Origin of the sequence: Chryseobacterium sp. Mn2064, from assembly GCF_049319685.1 — a bacterium.
Taxonomy (GTDB): domain Bacteria; phylum Bacteroidota; class Bacteroidia; order Flavobacteriales; family Weeksellaceae; genus Chryseobacterium.
Window position 1 is genome coordinate 344,832 of sequence record NZ_JBMOUE010000004.1, and the last position, 18,469, is coordinate 363,300.

General features: G+C 35.7%; 11 protein-coding genes and 1 riboswitch. Of the genes, 9 read left to right on the plus strand and 2 right to left on the minus strand.

All coding sequences use genetic code 11. The features are described 5' to 3' along the window. Positions 1 to 231: 231 nt before the first annotated feature. From ACL9RH_RS16695 to pckA, 8 genes are all read left to right on the plus strand, one after another. Positions 232 to 3,096, plus strand: coding sequence for a SusC/RagA family TonB-linked outer membrane protein (locus ACL9RH_RS16695; protein WP_422694497.1), 2,865 nt, complete (start codon positions 232 to 234; stop codon positions 3,094 to 3,096). 12 nt (positions 3,097 to 3,108) lie between these two features. Further along, entirely contained in the window at positions 3,109 to 4,788 is a 1,680-nt protein-coding gene (locus tag ACL9RH_RS16700; RefSeq protein ID WP_422694498.1) for a RagB/SusD family nutrient uptake outer membrane protein, read from the plus strand. A 90-nt stretch (positions 4,789 to 4,878) separates the two neighbouring features. Continuing rightward, positions 4,879 to 6,819, plus strand: a complete 1,941-nt coding sequence (locus ACL9RH_RS16705) for a putative porin (RefSeq protein WP_422694499.1) — start codon at positions 4,879 to 4,881, stop codon at positions 6,817 to 6,819. A 12-nt stretch (positions 6,820 to 6,831) separates the two neighbouring features. Further along, positions 6,832 to 8,418: a bacillithiol biosynthesis cysteine-adding enzyme BshC gene (bshC, locus tag ACL9RH_RS16710; RefSeq protein WP_422694500.1), complete on the plus strand. Its 1,587-nt coding sequence runs from the start codon at positions 6,832 to 6,834 to the stop codon at positions 8,416 to 8,418. Positions 8,419 to 8,456: 38 nt separating this feature from the next. Beyond that, positions 8,457 to 10,403 carry a LysM peptidoglycan-binding domain-containing protein gene (locus tag ACL9RH_RS16715; protein ID WP_422694501.1) on the plus strand — a complete coding sequence of 649 codons (1,947 nt, stop codon included), beginning with the start codon at positions 8,457 to 8,459 and terminating at the stop codon, positions 10,401 to 10,403. A gap of 70 nt (positions 10,404 to 10,473) precedes the next feature. Further along, entirely contained in the window at positions 10,474 to 11,349 is an 876-nt protein-coding gene (gene fabD, locus ACL9RH_RS16720) for an ACP S-malonyltransferase (RefSeq protein WP_422694502.1), read from the plus strand. A gap of 12 nt (positions 11,350 to 11,361) precedes the next feature. Beyond that, a complete protein-coding gene (locus ACL9RH_RS16725) occupies positions 11,362 to 12,267 on the plus strand; it encodes a GYDIA family GHMP kinase (protein WP_422694503.1) in 906 nt (301 codons plus the stop codon). Between the two features lie 127 nt (positions 12,268 to 12,394). Next, positions 12,395 to 14,011, plus strand: a complete 1,617-nt coding sequence (gene pckA / locus ACL9RH_RS16730; protein WP_422694504.1) for a phosphoenolpyruvate carboxykinase (ATP) — start codon at positions 12,395 to 12,397, stop codon at positions 14,009 to 14,011. A 47-nt stretch (positions 14,012 to 14,058) separates the two neighbouring features. Here pckA and ACL9RH_RS16735 read toward each other — a convergent pair whose 3' ends face one another. Further along, entirely contained in the window at positions 14,059 to 14,499 is a 441-nt protein-coding gene (locus tag ACL9RH_RS16735; RefSeq protein ID WP_422694505.1) for a hypothetical protein, read from the minus strand. 200 nt (positions 14,500 to 14,699) lie between these two features. After that, a complete protein-coding gene (locus ACL9RH_RS16740; RefSeq protein WP_422694506.1) occupies positions 14,700 to 15,107 on the minus strand; it encodes a type II 3-dehydroquinate dehydratase in 408 nt (135 codons plus the stop codon). Between the two features lie 243 nt (positions 15,108 to 15,350). Then, positions 15,351 to 15,447: riboswitch (SAM riboswitch) on the plus strand. An 83-nt stretch (positions 15,448 to 15,530) separates the two neighbouring features. On the opposite strand from ACL9RH_RS16740, the gene ACL9RH_RS16745 reads away from it, so the two are divergent. Then, a complete protein-coding gene (locus ACL9RH_RS16745; RefSeq protein ID WP_422694507.1) occupies positions 15,531 to 18,464 on the plus strand; it encodes a SusC/RagA family TonB-linked outer membrane protein in 2,934 nt (977 codons plus the stop codon). Positions 18,465 to 18,469: the final 5 nt, after the last annotated feature.

Genomic DNA, 18,469 nt, shown 5'->3' on the forward strand with positions numbered 1-18,469 from the left:
TATTATAAATAATTTTTTTATGTATGATTATAAACTGTTAAAAGCTTTCGTTTTTAAAGTTTATTTTATGTTTTTTGAAAAAATATACATTATAAATTATGAATTTTTTTGTCTATTGCTATTTTAACCTTGTATATTGTGAATATTGAATGACTATATATAGATAAAAAATTTGCTAGTATTAATATTTATTAACATATTTGCCCTTAAAATATATTAAAATTTGTTAATATGAATGTTAAACTACGTGTATTAACAGCTGGTGTTTTGTTTTTTACAGGACAAGCTGTATTTGCTCAGGAAAATGGCTCTAAGGACAAAAAAGACAAGGAGACAAAAATTGAGGAGGTAGTTGTTTTAGGGTATAGTAAGACAGCTACAAAGGCAAAAACTACGAGTTCTTCAGTTACAGTAGGTGCTGAAACTTTAGAAAACAGACCTAACATTTCTGTTTTGAACTCAATCCAAGGTACAGCTCCTGGTATTGTGGTTAACTCGGCATCTGGTTCACCAGGTTCAGGGAAGTTCAATATCTTAATTAGAGGTATGAGTTCATTGAACGGATCTACAGATCCTTTATATGTAGTAGATGGTGTAATCACTTCTGGATCACAATTTAGAAACTTGAACTCTTATGATATTGAAACTTTCAGTATCTTGAAAGATGCTCAGGCAACTGCAATCTATGGTAACAGAGCAGCGAATGGAGTTGTTGTAATTACAACTAAAGGAGGTAAATATAACTCTGGATTAAAGATTTCTTATGATGCATTAACATCATTCAGCAAAATGCCAAAGCCTGATTATAATATGGCAAATGGTAGACAATTATTACAGATTCAGAAGAACTTTGATGCTGGTTATGCTGCGGCTAATAATTTGACACAAGATCAAATTGATAACTGGCCTACAAATACAGACTGGACAAAACAATTTACTCAGGTAGGTATTTCTCAACAACATAACCTATCAATTACAGGTGGTGGTGAAAATATTAATAACTTTTTATCATTAGGATATCTTGATAGCGAAGGAACAATTAAATCTACTGATTTTAAAAGATTTACTTTAAGAAATAACTTGACGGGTAAATCTAAAGATGGTAGATTAACATTTGGTTCAATCATTGGTTTAGGGTATTCTAAAAGAAATCAGCTAGATGATGAAACGAATACTGCAATTAATGCAAACGTATTACAAAACCCATTATTTGGTAGTATTCTTTCTCCTACATATGTAACTCCTTCTCCATATGCTAATGGACAGGCTCTATTTAACGCTATTGGACAGCAAAGTTCTGCGAACAGACAATGGATTCTTCAGGATAACATCAACGGAGGTATCAGAAACAGATTCACAGAATTAAGTATATCTGCTAACGCTAACGTAAACTATAAACTTACAGATTATCTAAGCGTAGGGAACAGAACTGGTATTGAGTATAAAGAATACCAAAGAACTTTTGCAAGATCTCCACTAGGTTATCTGGCTATTTCTGTTGCTGCAGGAGCAGGATCTAAATACGGAGGGTTTGAGCAATTTACAAACACGCAAGATTTAACGTTTAATAATATTACAAATATTACCTTCAACAAAACGTTTGGAGATCATACGATTTCAGCTGCGGCGTACATGGACTATATTAAAGTACACGTATCAACAACAAACCAACAACAAAATGGTCTTAACCCATTACAGTGGTCATTTGGATCAGGTACTGGTTATATTCCATTTAACCCAGACACCCCTAACTTCTACAGACCAAGTGTAAGTGCTTCACAAGTAGAAGCAGGAACATTGGCTTACTTTGGAACATTTGATTATGATTACAAAGATAAATATGGTGTGAGTGGAGTTGTAAGAAGAGATGGTTCTTACCGTTTCTTACCTACAAACAGATGGGAGACTTTCTGGTCTGCTGCTGCTAGATGGAATATTGATAAAGAAGATTTCATGGCTAACTCTGGATTTAGATTGCTTAAATTAAGAGCTTCCATTGGAACAACAGGTAACCAGAACTTAGGAATTGCTGCGAACAACTCTAACCCATTAGCGTTACTTCCAAATAATTTCTTAGATCTGTATAATGGTGTTTCAGGATATCAGAACTTACTAGGTTATAATTTTGTAAACCTATCAAACCCATTCCTAAAGTGGGAACAGGTGAAGCAATCTAACATTGGTTTAGACTTCAATTATAAAGGTGTTATCGAAGGTAGTTTCGACTATTACCAAAAAAGAACAACAAGAATGTTCAACGATCTTCAGAGATCAGCTGTTACAGGGGTTTACTCAATCAGAGGAAATGATGGTGTTCTTGATAACAAAGGGGTTGAAGGTTTGATCAGATATAATGTAATCAGAAATGAAAATACAAGATTATCAGTTTTCGCTAATGCTGCATACAACTCTAATAAGATCGTTTCGATGAGTAACGAAAACTTAGCAGATGACGTTGTAAATGCAATTGGTGGACCTGCTAGTCAGTATCAATTATATCCTTATATTGGGGTAGATCCTACTGATGGAGAGCAAATGTTCCTTGATATCAATGGAAATGTAACTAAAGCTCCACAGCCTTCAGACAGAAGACTTACAGGAAAATCTCCATACGCGAAATTTACCGGAGGTTTTGGATTCAACTTCCAGCATAAAGGTTGGTTCCTTGATACATTATTCTCTTTCCAACAAGGAGGATGGATCTATGACAACTTACAGTCTTGGGTAATGAACCCTAACTACGCTGGTATTAACATCAATGTTTCTTCGGATCTATTGAATGCTTGGACACCTACTAACACGAATACAGATGTACCAAATCTTGAAGCTAACAATTCAGGAACAGAAGGTTCTTCAGACAGATTCTTACACAAATCAGATTTCATCAGACTTAAAAATATTTCTTTAGGTTATAGCTTCACTAAAAACCAATTAGGTAAATTACCAGTGAAAGGTATTAAGGTTTTTGTTCAGGCAGAAAACTTATATACTTGGAGCAGTTGGAAAGGATTTGACCCAGAGCCGGTTACTACATATTCATTGAATGTATATCCTAACCCTAAAACCGTATCAGTAGGTTTAAATGTTGATTTTTAATATAGAAGAATTATGAAAAGAATTATAAATACAGTCTTAATTTTAGCAACCATGTCTTCTGTGACATTTACATTGAACAGTTGCCAGGATGCATTAGATATAGTTCAGCCAGGTCAGCTGGAGGAAAAAGATGTTTATACAAGTGTAGCAAATCTTAACGATGTATTAATTGGGTCTGTATATGGCCAGCTAGATACAATTGATGAGATTTATTTTACTGCAGTATTTACAGATGAAGTAAAACCAGGAAATGGTAGTGGTGGTCAGGAGTATGACTTGCACAGATTCTTCTTGGATCCGTCTACATCAGTAGTTAATGGTGGGTCGGTAAGTACAGGTTCAAGTGATGGTATTTGGTTAACTCATTATAGAGTTATCAATAGAATCAACAGACTATTAGAAGGAGCAAAAAATATTACTCCTAAAACAACGGCTGAAACAGCTCAATATAATAATATTCTAGCCCAGGCAAGAGCAATCAGAGCTTTCTGTTATGTGCAATTGGAATCATATTTCTCTACAGATATGAAAGATCCAAATGCTTTGGGGGTAATTCTTTTAAAAGATGTGCCAGCAACAGATGCTAAGTTACCAAGAGCAACCAATAAAGATGTTTATGACTTTATTGTTTCCGATTTAGATTATGCAAGAGGAATTCTTACAAAAACGACTGGGAGAAAATATTATGTAGATTTAGTATTTGTTAATGCTCTTACGGCTCGTTTCAACTTATACAGGGGGAACACTGCTTTAGCTAAACAATATGCTAAAGATGTAATAGATAACTCTAGTTTGTCACTTACTCAAGCTACACCAATAACTGGGACTAATTTATCTGTTCCACTTACTGAAGCGGATGGATCTCCTTATCAATCTGGTGATTACAAGTTTCCAACGCCTACGGCTAAATGGAATATTGCTTTCTATGGTGGTACAACTACTACAAATGGTAATGGTATCGTTGGTGGATCTTTCAATCCATATAGAAGAATGTGGGCTGATACAGATAATGGAGAAGTTATTTTCTCTTTAAATAGATTAGCTTTAGGTGCCGGAGGAAGCATCGGTTCAAGATGGAATACTAACGGATCTTTGGCTACAGGTACTCCTATGTGGTTCTTAGGTAGAAACCTATTTAACCTTGTATATGATCCTGCAAGTGATAAAGGAGATATCAGAAGATATACTTATATCGATCCAACTTCTGTAATCAATAATAACTATCAGTCTCAAGGTTCTCTTACAGACAGACTTGTAATTGATAAATATCCTGGAAAAGTTGGTGCTGCTGTAAGAAATGATGTTAAAGTATTCAGATTATCTGAAATGTACTTCATTCTTGCTGAAGCTGAAGTTGCTGCAGGTAACTTAAGCCAAGCACAAGCGCTAATCCAACAAGTAAGAGTGGCAAGAAACTACTTAGGAACAGCAACTACTCCTACATATGGAACAGCTCAAGCGGCTTATGCTGATATCTTAAAAGAACGTAGAATTGAACTTGGTCTTGAAGGTCACCGTTATATTGACTTAAAGAGACTTGCTACGGTTTCAGGTGTAACAATGGATAGAAATGCTAAAGATGATATCGTTACGGTTAGTAATCTTCCGAACAATAGCTACAAGTATACTTTACCTATTCCAATCAATGAGACTGCGGGTAACCCAAGTATTCAGCAAAACCCTGGTTATTAATAAACAATAATCATATTATATACAACCCCTGCTCTAAGCAGGGGTTTTTATTTGCTATTATTTCTTATTTTTGCTGTACAATAATGAATAATGAAGTACATCCTTTTCATACTTTCCTTCTTTAGTTTTATAGCCCAGGCTCAGATTGCTGATAAAACAGATGCTAAGAAGCCTCCGATAAAAAAAGAAGACACATTGGTAATAGACTCGGGGAAGAAAGACTCCCTGGAAATTTTTAAACCTACCATCAACGATTATCAGTTTCAGACTCAGTTTTCAGAAAAGAAAGTGTTTGATACCGTAATGACTTTTGATAAAACAAATATTTTTTCACAATATAATAACCGTGACAACTTCGGAAGAATTCAGCCAGCCAATATAGGTGCTGGGTTTAATCCCTTAGTATTTGAAGTGAATACTGAAGAAAATCTTTCTTTGTTGCCTTCCAACAAATCGTATATTATTCTTGGAGCGAATGATGTGAAATATTATGACGTAAAAACTCCTACCGCAACATTCGTTTATCACAATGCAATGCGAAATGGGGCGGCTTTAAGATCAACTTATACCCAAAATATTGGTAAGAGATTCAACTTTGCGATCGAATATATGGGACTTCGTTCGCAGGGACTTTACAGAAACTCACTTGCAGCAAATAACAATACCATATTTTCAGGACACTATATTTCTGAAAGTGGTAATTATGAACTCTTCGCTCACTACCTACATCAAAACCTGAACAATCAGGAAAGTGGCGGGATTACGGAAGACAATTTATTCCAGAATGGGGACAGTAACTATAAGAACAGACAGAATGCTCAGGTTAATCTGGAGTCGAGTAGCTCTCAGTTTGCTTACAGAAGGTATTATCTGAGCCATCAGTTTACTCCTTTCAATTCAGAAAAATTTCCTTTCAGAATCAGACATACTATTTTTCATCAGGGAAATAAATACTATTATAATCAGGGTGCAATAGAAAGCTATTGGACAAAGATGGGAATCAATCAGGTGAGTGGTTTTCCTTTAACAACAAAAAAATATTCTGAGAATTTAAGCAATACGGTAAGCCTTATTTTCGATAATGAAAAATTCAAGCTTGATGCTGGGGTACGTTATCAGATAATCAAACTCGGGATAAGAGATGCTGTAGCATTAAATGGAGCTTCCTATCCCAACGAACTTAAAGAAAGTAGAATTGGAGCCGTAGGAAATCTACAGATAAAACTTTTGGATAAAATTCAGTTGAACTCATTTTTGGAATTTTCAAACGGAAGTCAATTTAAAAGTTACTTAAGAACAGCCAATACCTTGAAATTTGAACCTATCAAAGATTACTTCGTCAATGCAAAGGTGAATTTCCAAAGTGCCTATCCTTCTTTTAATTATTTACTGAACACTTCTGTTTATGACAGATTCAATTATTACCTTGATAATGCAAAGAATCAGTCAATAATGGAAGTAGGGGGAAGTATCAATCTGAAGTGGTTTAAAACAGAACTATTTGCCAACTATTTCAGAATTGATAACTATACTTATTTTGATAGTAACGGAACGCCAAAACAAAGTGATGGTTCTGTCAATATTTCTCAGGTAGGAGGTGATGCTACCTTCAGCTATGGTAAATTCCATTTAAATACAAGGCTACATTTCCAAAATACATTAACGAATAAAAACTTGTTGCCGATGCCAGGTTTTGTAGGAAGAGCCAATTTCTTTTTCCAGACTCAGGCATTCAAAAAAGCAGCAGAAATTCAGGCGGGGCTTAAAGTATATTACTTCTCCAAATTTGCTTCAAGAGAATATTTCCCGGTTCTTAACGAGTATATTCTGCCTGGTGCAAGTTCATTCTCAATCGGAGGACAGCCTATTGCCGATCTTTATGTCAACATGAAGGTTAAGAAAATGTTCTTTTTCATAGAAGGACAGCAGGTAGGAACCTTTATTTCCAATAATAAAGCATATGCATTCCCACACTATCCGGTATACGATTTCAGATTGAATATCGGGATTCTGTGGTATTTGTTCAACTAAAAAAATAACAGGTTGAAAACAATTAATAAATTATCATTTAACGATATAGAAAGTATTCCTCAATTGGTAAAAGACTTTTTAAACCAAAAAATTGAGGGTTTTGAAAATAAAACATTTTCTTTAGACAACTTCAGTCAACAGATTCATCAAAAACAGGAATCTTTTTCATCAGAACAAAGGCGTACTTTGTATAACGTTTTTGGAGAGCAGCTTTCGGAATTCAAACTTTCCTCAAAACAGAAAGAAAATCTTGAAAGTCTTCTACAAACCAATACGTTTACCATTACAACAGGTCACCAGTTGAATCTCTTTTCAGGGCCGGTTTTCTTTGTCTATAAAATTTTGCAGACCATAAAAACCTGTACCTATCTGAAAGAGAATTTCCCTGATTTTAATTTCGTTCCGGTATATTGGATGGCTTCTGAAGATCACGATTTTGCAGAAATCAATCATTTTAAAACAGAGAACAACTATTACGAAACCAATGAAAAGTCTGGAGGTCCGGTAGGAAGAATCAAAATCAATGATACTTACTTTATTTCCGAATTTGAAAAAGAATTCAAAGATTCTATTTTTGGAACAGAGCTCATTCTGATGATGAAGGAAGCTTACAAAACTGGGAATACTTTAACACAGGCTATTCAGACTCTTGTTAACCGTCTTTTTTCAGAGTTCGGACTTTTGATATTGGATGGAGATTCCAAAGCATTGAAAACTCAGATCAGAGAAGTATTCACTGATGAACTTCTCCACTCCAGTTTACAGAAAACGTCAAAAGAAAAAGTAAATTTCCTGACTGAAAAATATGGAAAGGTACAGGTCAACCCACGAGAAATTAACCTTTTCTATCTTTCAGATACAAGAGACAGAATTGAATCCAACGGCGAGAAATATTTTGTTGTAGATAAAAATATTCAGTTTACGAAAGAAGAAATACTTTCTGAACTGGAAAACTATCCTGAAAAATTCAGTCCAAATGCTCTGATGCGCCCAGTGTATCAGGAAAAAGTTCTTCCTAATTTGGCATATATTGGCGGGAATGCAGAGATCATGTACTGGCTGGAGCTTAAAGATTACTTTTCAACCATTAACATCTCTTTCCCTATTCTTATTCCTAGGAATTCTATGCTTTTCTTAAAGGAAAAGACGGTAGGGAAAATTGAAAAACTGGATCTTAAAATTGAAGATTTTTTCCAGAATTTTACCGCACTTACCAATAACAAAATTTTGGATGATAATGCCATTTTAAAATTATTGGAAGAAAAAGAAGAACTATTGATCAACAATTTCTCTGAGCTTAGAGCTTCCGCAGAAAATACAGATAAATCGTTCGGAAATATGGTGAAAGCAGAAGAAGTAAGACAGTTAAAGTCTTTTAAAAGAATGAAAAAACGTTTGCTTCACGCTGAAAAAATAAAACAGAATGAATTGCTGGAAAGACTGGAGAATCTCTTTTTAGATGTTCATCCCGCAAAAACCTGGCAGGAAAGAGTCTACAATTTTAGTGTATTCTTTTCCGATTACGGTTATTCATGGCTTGAAAATTGTTGGGAAGAAATGGTGGTTCAAGATTCCAAATTAATAATTGTTGCCATTTAATTTTAAAGAAGTATTTTTGTAAATTATAATTATCGAATATGATAAAGAGGTTTTTTATTCTATCAAGTTTATGTATGGTTTTGGGAGTTTCGGCCCAGAAATCACATACGGTTGTGCAAGGTGATAATCCTTACAACATTGCAAAAAAGTATGGCATAACTGTAGATGAATTGCTGAAGCTAAATCCAAAACACAAAGATGGCAAGCTGGCTATTGGAGACGTTTTAACTGTTAAGTCAGATAAAGCAGCCACTCCTGTTCCCGTAGTTACAAAAACTGTTCCTGTTGAAAAAGCAGCTTCAAGTGCTTCACTAGGCAAAATTGTGTTACAGCCTAAGCAAACAATCTACGGAATCACAAAACAATACAGAATTTCTGAAACAGATCTTAGAAAACTGAATCCTGAACTGGATTCTCATATGAAGATCGGAGATGAAATTACTTTACCTCTTGCAAGCATCAAAAAGTACGGTGGTGAGCAGCACGCTGTGGTTGCAGAAAAACCAGCAGAAGTTCATACAGAAAAGCCAGTAACAACAACTCCTATAGCAGTTGCAGAAGGAAGTAACTATGTGATTCAGGCTAAAGATAATTATTATAGAATTACAAAACAGTTTGGAATTACTCAACAGGAACTTTTCGCTTTAAACCCTGGATTGGAAGAAAAAGGACTAAAACCTGGTGAGTCTATCAAAATAAAAAAATCAAATACCGATACAACGGTCTCTTCTGAACCGGTAGCGAATCCAAAGGAAAAAATGGATTCCGGTAACGAAAAATCTTCTGCTTCAAATGTTGTGGTGGGAGATGATTACGTAACATATACTGTTCAGCAGGGAGACACGGTTTTCTCAATCGTTAATAAATTCGGAGTTTCTATTGATGAGCTGATCGCTCTTAACCCGGATCTATCCCGTGGTTTAAAAACCGGAATGGTTTTAAAGATTAAAAAACAGGACCCGGCTTATGTGAAGAAAAATGGGGATGCTCTAAGCGTAGTAATGATGCTTCCTTTTGGTTACAGTACCAATGAAACACAATACAGAGCAATGGCACTAGATTTCCTGACGGGAGCTAAACTGGCGATCGAAAGAAATGCAAGAGGTGGTCAGAAACTGGATATCAAAATTGTAGATTCAGGAAATGAAGCTTCTTTCAAAAGTTCATTAACGCAAATCAATCCTGACAATACAGATTTGATTATCGGTCCATTCTTTAAATCTAACGTTATCGACGTTTTAGATTTCACTAAAAATCAAAAAATCCCGGTAGTAGCACCTTTTGCCAATACTCCGGAATTATATAACTACAACAACCTTATCATCGTTGAAACGAACAATCAGACCTATGCTGATAAGATTGTAGAAGAAGTAAAAGGAATTTATTCCAACCAGAAAATATACGTAGTGGCAGATGCCAAAAAGGAAAATGCGAACTACATCAGATCAGGTCTTGAAAAAGCAGTGAAAAATGCAGATGTTGTGATTGTTAATTCTCCGGCAGATATTCAGCTGGATCAGAATATGATGACAGGTCAGTCTGCTCCGGTTATCGCCATTTTAGCAAATGATGATAACAGCGCGGGGGAAGCTTTTGCTAATAAAATAGCAGCGCTTTCTAAAGATGTACAGGGAGTAAAAGCTTTCAGTATGTTCTATTCACCTGCTTTCGAAAAGAAAGTAGATGAGCTGAGCCAGGCAAGTCTGGTTTATCTGATGGATAGAAAGATCAATACAGAAGGGAATTTTGAAAAAGAGATCCTTGCAGCTTACAAAGCTAAATACTGCAAAACTCCTCCAAAATATGCAATCGTTGGATTTGATGTCGTTAATGATATGTTAACCAGAGAAAATAAAAAAGGAGAGATCTTCAAGCAAATGAATAAAGTACAAACTCAGCTTGCAACCAAGTTTGAGTTCGTAAAATCAAAAGCCAATGGGGCTTATGTAAATACAGGCTATAGAGTAATTAGATTAGTTCCGTAAATGATTTATATCTCTTTACAGGAATATTCTTAACATTATAGTTATATTTGCATAATATTTAATTCAATACATGAAAGCACTTGTATTTCCAGGGCAGGGTTCTCAGTTCGTAGGAATGGGAAAAGAATTGTATGATTCTAGAAAAGATATTAAAGATCTGATGGAATCTGCCAATGAAATTTTAGGTTTCGATATTCTTTCCATTATGTTTAACGGAACAGATGCGGATCTTAAAAAAACAGAGGTTACCCAGCCTTCAATATTTATACATTCAGTAGCAGCATTAAAAGCAGTAAACGGTTTAGGGGCTGAAATGGTTGCAGGACACTCTTTAGGAGAGTTCTCAGCATTGGTAGCTAATGGCGTTTTATCTTTTGATGACGGTTTGAAATTGGTATCCGAAAGAGCGAAGGCTATGCAGGATGCTTGTGACGCAAACCCAAGTTCAATGGCCGCTATTTTAGGATTGGAAGATGCTAAAGTAGAAGAAATCTGCGCACAAATCAGTGGAATTGTAGTTCCTGCAAACTATAACTGTCCAGGTCAGCTTGTGATCTCAGGAGAAACGCCCGCAGTAGAAGAGGCTTGTGCAAAACTTAAAGAAGCAGGAGCAAAAAGAGCTCTATTGCTACCTGTGAACGGAGCATTCCATTCACCATTAATGCAACCAGCTCAAGAAAGATTGGCAGCAGCAATTGAGAAAACAAAATTCAGAAAAGCAACAATTCCTGTTTATCAGAATATTACTACTACGGCAGTAACAAACCCTGATGAAATCAAACAAAATCTTATTGCTCAGCTTACCGGTCCTGTAAAATGGACTCAGTCTGTACAGAATATGATTAAAGATGGAGCTTCTAATTTCATTGAAGTAGGCCCAGGGAAAACTCTTCAGGGATTGATCAAAAAGATTGATGGATCTGTAGAAGTTGCTTCTGCAATCTAAAATTTACAATATATGAGCGCGATTTTTTCACCGGGAAAGCTTATGCTTACTTCAGAATATTTCGCAATCGATGGAGCTCTTGTCTTAGCGGTACCAACCAAGCTGGGACAAGAGTTTTTTTTTGAAGAAAAATATGATGAAAATGCTCTTGTCCATTGGGAAGCCTATCATCAAAACAAACTATGGTTAACCGCTGTCATCGATTATAAGAATTGGCAGATTCTGGAAACCAATATTCCATCAAGCGCTGAATTTATTACTAAAACGTTAAAAAATGTTCAGCTGCTTTCTGATACTAAATTCAAAAGTAATACGACTTACCATTTAAAAACAAACCTTCAGTTTCCTGCAGACTTCGGGCTGGGAAGCAGTTCTACCTTGATGAACAATCTTGCCGAATGGGCAGAAATTGATCCTTTTTATCTGAATACGATCAGTTTGGGCGGAAGCGGATACGACATCGCGGTTGCAAAAGAAAAATCAGCAGTACTTTTTCAAAGCAAACCAGAGATCAAATATGAAAAAGTAGATTTTAACCCTTCCTTTAAAAATGAACTGATTTTTATTCACTTAAATCAGAAACAAGATAGCCGTGAGGGAATCAATTTTTACAAGTCAAAAAACAAGTCTCCGGAATTGGTCGAAGAATTTTCGAATATCACAAGAAAAATTTTGTTATGCAGAGAATTGGAAAATTTTTCTCAACTAATGATGATTCATGAGCAAAAAATCTCTAATTTTCTTGAAATTCCGACAGTTAAAGAGAAGTTGTTTGCAGACTGTCCCACATTTGTCAAAAGTTTAGGCGCATGGGGCGGAGATTTTGTGATGAGTGCCAAATTTGGGGGCTATAAAGACTATTTTTGGGAGAAAGGTTTTACAACTATTTTTGAATGGGAAAATATAATTGATTTATAATCAATATTTTACGATAAACTTTTTTTATTTGTCATTCTGACTTATATCAGTATATTTAAACCGTCTTTAACAAATAATTAATATTAATTTTGTTGAAAGCAATAAAGAAATAGAAAATATAAGTAAAATGAAAAACACTAAAATCATCCAGGATTTAGAGAAATTAGGGATTAAAGGAAACTATGAAGTAGTGTATAACCCTTCTTATGAAGAATTATACCAGGCTGAAGTTTCTCCTGAAAATCAGGGGTTTGAAAAAGCTGAGCTTACGGAATCTGGCGCAGTATCAGTAAAAACAGGAATTTTCACAGGTCGTTCACCTAAAGACAGATATATTGTTCAGGATGATGTTACAAGAGATACTATTTTCTGGGATGGTAAGGTAAATTTACCTACTACGACAGAAATTTTTGCGTCTTGTAAAGAACTAGTGCTGAACCAACTTGCTGATGCCAAGAAAATTTATGTAGTTGATGCTTTCTGCGGTACCAATGCAGATACAAGACTTAAAGTTAGATTTATCGTTGAAGTAGCATGGCAGGCGCATTTCGTTACTAATATGTTTATCCGTCCTTCTCACTACGAGCTTGAAAGCTTTGGTGAGCCAGATTTCACTGTAATCAACGGTTCTAAGACAACTAATCCGAACTGGGAAGCACAAGGATTGAATTCTGAAAACTTCGTTATGTTCAACCTTACTGAAAAACTACAGATCATCGGAGGTACTTGGTACGGAGGTGAGATGAAGAAAGGTATGTTTGCTATGATGAACTACTACCTTCCATTAAAAGGGATGGCTTCAATGCACTGCTCTGCAAACGTTGGAGAAAAAGGAGATGTAGCTTTATTCTTTGGTCTTTCAGGAACAGGTAAAACAACTTTGTCTGCAGATCCAAAAAGATACCTTATCGGTGATGACGAGCACGGTTGGGACAACAACGGGGTATTCAACTATGAAGGAGGATGCTACGCTAAAGTAATTGACTTATCAGAAGAAAAAGAACCGGATATTTTCAGAGCTATCAAAAGAGATGCACTTCTTGAAAACGTTGTTGTTAACAATGGAGTAGCAGATTATACAGACGGATCTATCACAGAAAATACTAGAGTTTCTTATCCAATCTACCATATCAACAAAATTGTATTGCCTTCTAAAGCAGGCCATGCTAAGAAGATTGTTTATCTTTCTGCGGATGCATTCGGAGTACTTCCTCCAGTTTCTATCCTTAACGAAGATCAGGCACAATACCACTTCCTTTGCGGATATACTTCAAAATTAGCTGGAACAGAAAGAGGAATTACTGAACCTCAGCCATCTTTCTCTCCTGCATTTGGTGAAGCATTCCTTACATTACACCCAACAATGTATTCAAAAACATTGATCGGTAAAATGAAAGAACACGGGGCTAAAGCATATTTGGTAAATACAGGATGGAATGGTACAGGAAAGAGAATTTCTCTGAAAGATACCAGAGCAATCATTGATGCAATTATCGACGGTTCTATTGATAACGCTGCTAAAACTCAGGTTCCAATCATGAACCTTGAAATTCCTACAGCACTTCCAAACGTTTCTGAGGGAATCTTAGATCCAAGAGATACTTACGAAAATGCTTCAGATTGGGAAGAAAAAGCAAAAGATCTTGCTTCAAGATATATCAAAAACTTCGAACAGTACTGTGATACTGAAGAAGGAAAAAGATTAATCGCTTCCGGACCTCAATTACAAGAACAAACGATCTAATAGTTGTACATAATAAAAAGAGCCTCATCACTGATGAGGCTCTTTTGTTATTTATATTTTTTGCAACATTTAATCAGTTCATTTTGTTCATCCAGCCTTCGAACCGTTGATTTGATCGATTCTTCACTCAATCTTTTAATGATCATAAAATGTCTTGAAGAAAAATAAGGTTCTTCATTTAGTATTTTATCTAAATATTGGGGAGTGGTGAAAGTAAGCCAATATTTCTCACGATTGGAAAATTCAATCGTTACTTCTATGGCATCACATTCAGGATTTTCTATTTGATCATCAATACGAATATCAGTAATTTCCGGTTCAATTTCCGAACCAAAATAATACTTCGAATACCATTTTAATTTACCTTCATCATTGCAAATTCTTATGTTTTGAAGATTCATTCCCTCAATAGTATAAGCTTTTCTCTTTGTCAATTGTTGAGAATAAACTCCAATAGAAGTACAAAAAACTTCACCCTTTATCTCCATAAACTACCATTTCTCATTTAATCATCTAATTATCCACAATCATATGCGAAAATCTGCGACATCCGTGGTAAGAATGTCTCCGAAAGAATATTAAATCTCCTTTTGTTACTTGTTTAAAATAATATCATAACCCACCTAAAGAAAAAATTACTCAAAATCATAAATCATCCACAATCATCTGTGACATCCGTGGTGAAAAATTATTTCAAGCTTAATACAGCCAATCTATACCCATCCATTCCAAAGCCAGATAAAACTGCATCAGTATTAGCTGCCGTTACAGACTTCTGACGGAATTCTTCCCTCTTGTAAATATTACTGATATGAACCTCAACCTTAGGCTTCCGGATATTTTTTAAGCAATCCGCTATAGCGTAAGAATAATGCGTGAAAGCTCCTGGATTAATAACAACCGCATCAAAATCATCCTCCTGAAGTCTGTTGATCAATTCTCCTTCAATATTAGACTGATAATATTTTAATTCATGAGAAGGAAACTCAGTTCTTAAAAATTCCAAATAACTATCCATAGAAACATTTCCATAGATTTCCGGTTCTCTGGTACCTAAAAGATTCAGATTAGGCCCGTTTACAATTAAAACTTTCATACTATAAAATTAAAAAGTTTTTTCAATTAAAAAACTAAAAACTTGTGTTTAAGCCCATTTTTATTCTTTGAATTATTGGTAATGATATTTGTCATATTTATTAAAATGATAATTTGTTTAAAGTGCTATTTTGAAGACATTTATAAAATGTTATGTTAATTTTTGAAAATTTATCATGAAAAAAATATAAGTCTACTTGTTTTGTGGACTAAAAGTTTATAGCTTTGCAACCATATTTCGATCGGCTTATAAAGAAAGATGGAGGGAACTGACCCTATGAAATCTTGACAACCTGCTATGCGTAAGGTGTTACATTCAGCCTATAAAGGAAAAATAAGCATTTGGTTTATCGTATTTATCGATGCCCTTTGCTGACTTTTCTGCAAGGGGCAAAATTTTAATATTTGGTAAATAAAATTGATTATGATTAATAAAACTTTATTTAATTCTAAAGTTTGGATTCCGTCAGTGGCTGCATTTTTCTTAGGAATTGCAAATGTAAGCGGGCAGACTTCCAAACCGAAAAAAGATACCCTCCGTGAAAAGGAGATTGATGAGGTGGTAGTGGTAGCTTATGGTAAAGCCAAAAGAAACAGCTATACCGGTTCAGTAGCAACTATTTCAAGCGATAAAATCAATAATAGACCGGTAACCAATATTACCAAAGCTTTGGAAGGACAGGTACCAGGGATTCAAACGACAAGTGCTTCAGGACAGCCGGGGGCAATCTCTACCATCCGAATTAGAGGGGTTGGATCGGTAAGTGCTTCCAGTGATCCGCTATATGTTGTTGACGGTATTCCTTTTGATGGGAACCTGAACGCAATAAGTCCTAATGATATTGAATCGATCAGCGTACTGAAAGATGCCACAGCAAGTGCATTGTATGGTTCAAGAGGAGCGAACGGAATCATCATTATCACAACAAAATCCGGAAAAAGAGGAGAAGCAAAAGTAAACTTTAACATCAGCCAGGGATTTTCGGGTAGGGCAGTGAAAGACTATCAGCAGGTGAATACCGATCAGTATTTCCAGTTGTATTGGGAAGCATTGAGAAACGGGTATAAGTCCGATAAGATTTCTTCTCAGCAAGCTGCACAGATGGCATCCGATAATCTGGTTTCCACCCTTGGAATAAATCCATACGGTCCAAATTACGCAAGGCCAGTTGGAACAGACGGAAAACTATTGCCGGGAGCAACAGCTCTATGGAATGACGACTGGAGAGATATCTTACAGAGAGTTGCTTCAAGAAATCAGGTGGATTTGGATATCAGTGGAGGAAGTGAAAAAAGTAATTATTTCTTTTCATTAGGATATCTTGATGATAAAGGGATGGCGATTGAGTCAGGATTTAAAAGATACAACACAAGGCTAAAGATTAATTCTGAAGTAAAGAAATGGCTGAACGTAGGAGTGAACTTAAGCTATACCAACAGTATTCAGAATGCGCCTACATCTTCAGATTCCAAGTCGAGTAATATCATCAATGCGGCAAGATTTATTCCTTCGTTCTATCCTTATTACGAAAGAAATCCTGATGGATCTTATATATTAGATGCGAATGGAAATAACATTTATGATTTTGGAAAATACAGACCTACAAGTGCTCTTCAAAATCAGAATGCTGCAGCTACCTTACCTTTAGACAAAAACGAAAACAAGGAAGATAACTTTTCCGGAAAAGGATTTATGGAATTTACTTTCTTACCGGAATTAAAATTCAAAAGCAGCTTTTCAGTTGATTTGGTAAACTATAACGGTCATTATTACTCCAATCCTCTTTTAGGAGAAAGTGCTGAAATCGGTGGAACTGTAACAAGATCGAATACAAGAACGTTGTCTTATACAACCAGTAATATTCTGACTTACGACAAAAAATTCGGGAAACACCACGTGAATGTTTTGGCAGGTCATGAATTTTATAAATACGACTATCAAACGATTTCCGGGACCAGAAGCCGTTTCTCTCTGCCTTATTATTATGAGCCAGATGCCGCTTCTTTATTGGTGAATTTTGGAGGAAACAGCAATCAGTTGAGTCTTTTAAGTTTCCTTGGAAAGGTTGAATATGATTTTAATAATACCTATTTCCTTTCCGCTTCAGGAAGAGCAGATAGTTCATCAAGGTTCTCTCCAGATAATAGATGGGGAAGATTCTGGTCTGTGGGAGGTTCATGGAAGATTTCCAATGAAGAATTCATCAAAAACCTGAATTTCTTTAACCAGTTGACGTTGCGTGCAAGCTACGGAGGGCAAGGAAATGATAAATTATTACGTCCAAACGGACAGCCTCTTTACTACGCGTATCAGGAGTTATACAGAATTTCTCCTCTTGGTGGTGAAGCCGGAACCACTTTAGAAAAAGTAGGAACCGATAATGTGAAGTGGGAAACCAATCTTAACCTTAATGTAGGTCTGGAGCTCTCTATTCTAAAAAACAGAATTAAAGGTAACGTAGAATATTTTAAAAGAAAAAGCCAGGACCTTCTGTTTAATGTTCCTGTAGCTCCTTCGTTGGGAATCAGTGATTATCCTGCCAATGTTGGAACCATACAGAATACAGGTTTTGAGTTCTCATTATTTACCACACCGATCAAAAATGAAGATTTTGAATGGAATGTAGATGTAAACCTGAGTACTTTAAATAATAAAGTATTGAAATTACCTAAAGGGCCACTTGTCGTAGGAAGCAAACTTTTAAAAGAAGGGGGTTCTGTATATGACTTCTTTATTCAGGAGTGGGCAGGGGTTGATCCAAGCAACGGAAAACCTCTATGGAAAACAATTTCTACAGATGCCAACGGAAATACCGTAGAAGGAACAACTTCAGAATATGCTAAAGCAACTAAAATTTTACAAGGCTCTGCATTACCAAAATTAACAGGAGCAATAAGTACGAGCATTGCCTACAAAAACTTTGATTTTTCAGGATTGTTAACCTTTAAAATAGGAGGAAAGATCCTGGATACGGATTACACCTCAATCATGCATAACGGAAGCGCCGGAGGACGTTCCTGGAGTGCCGAAATGCTGAACAGATGGACTCCGGATAATACCAATACAGATGTTCCGGCATTGAGTACAGCCACTAATAACTGGACTTCCACTTCTTCAAGGTTTTTATATTCAGGAACCTATGCAAGACTTAAAAATGTAAGCTTAGGATATACACTGCCTTCTGATTATTTTGAAAAAATAGGACTCAAAAAATTCAGAATTTATATTCAGGCGGAAAATCTTCTGACTTTTTATAAACATAAAGGAATGGATCCTGAACAGGCGCTGGATGGTACCACTTATTACAGATACCCTGCGATGAGAACCATTACTTTTGGACTTCAGGCAACGCTTTAATCTTT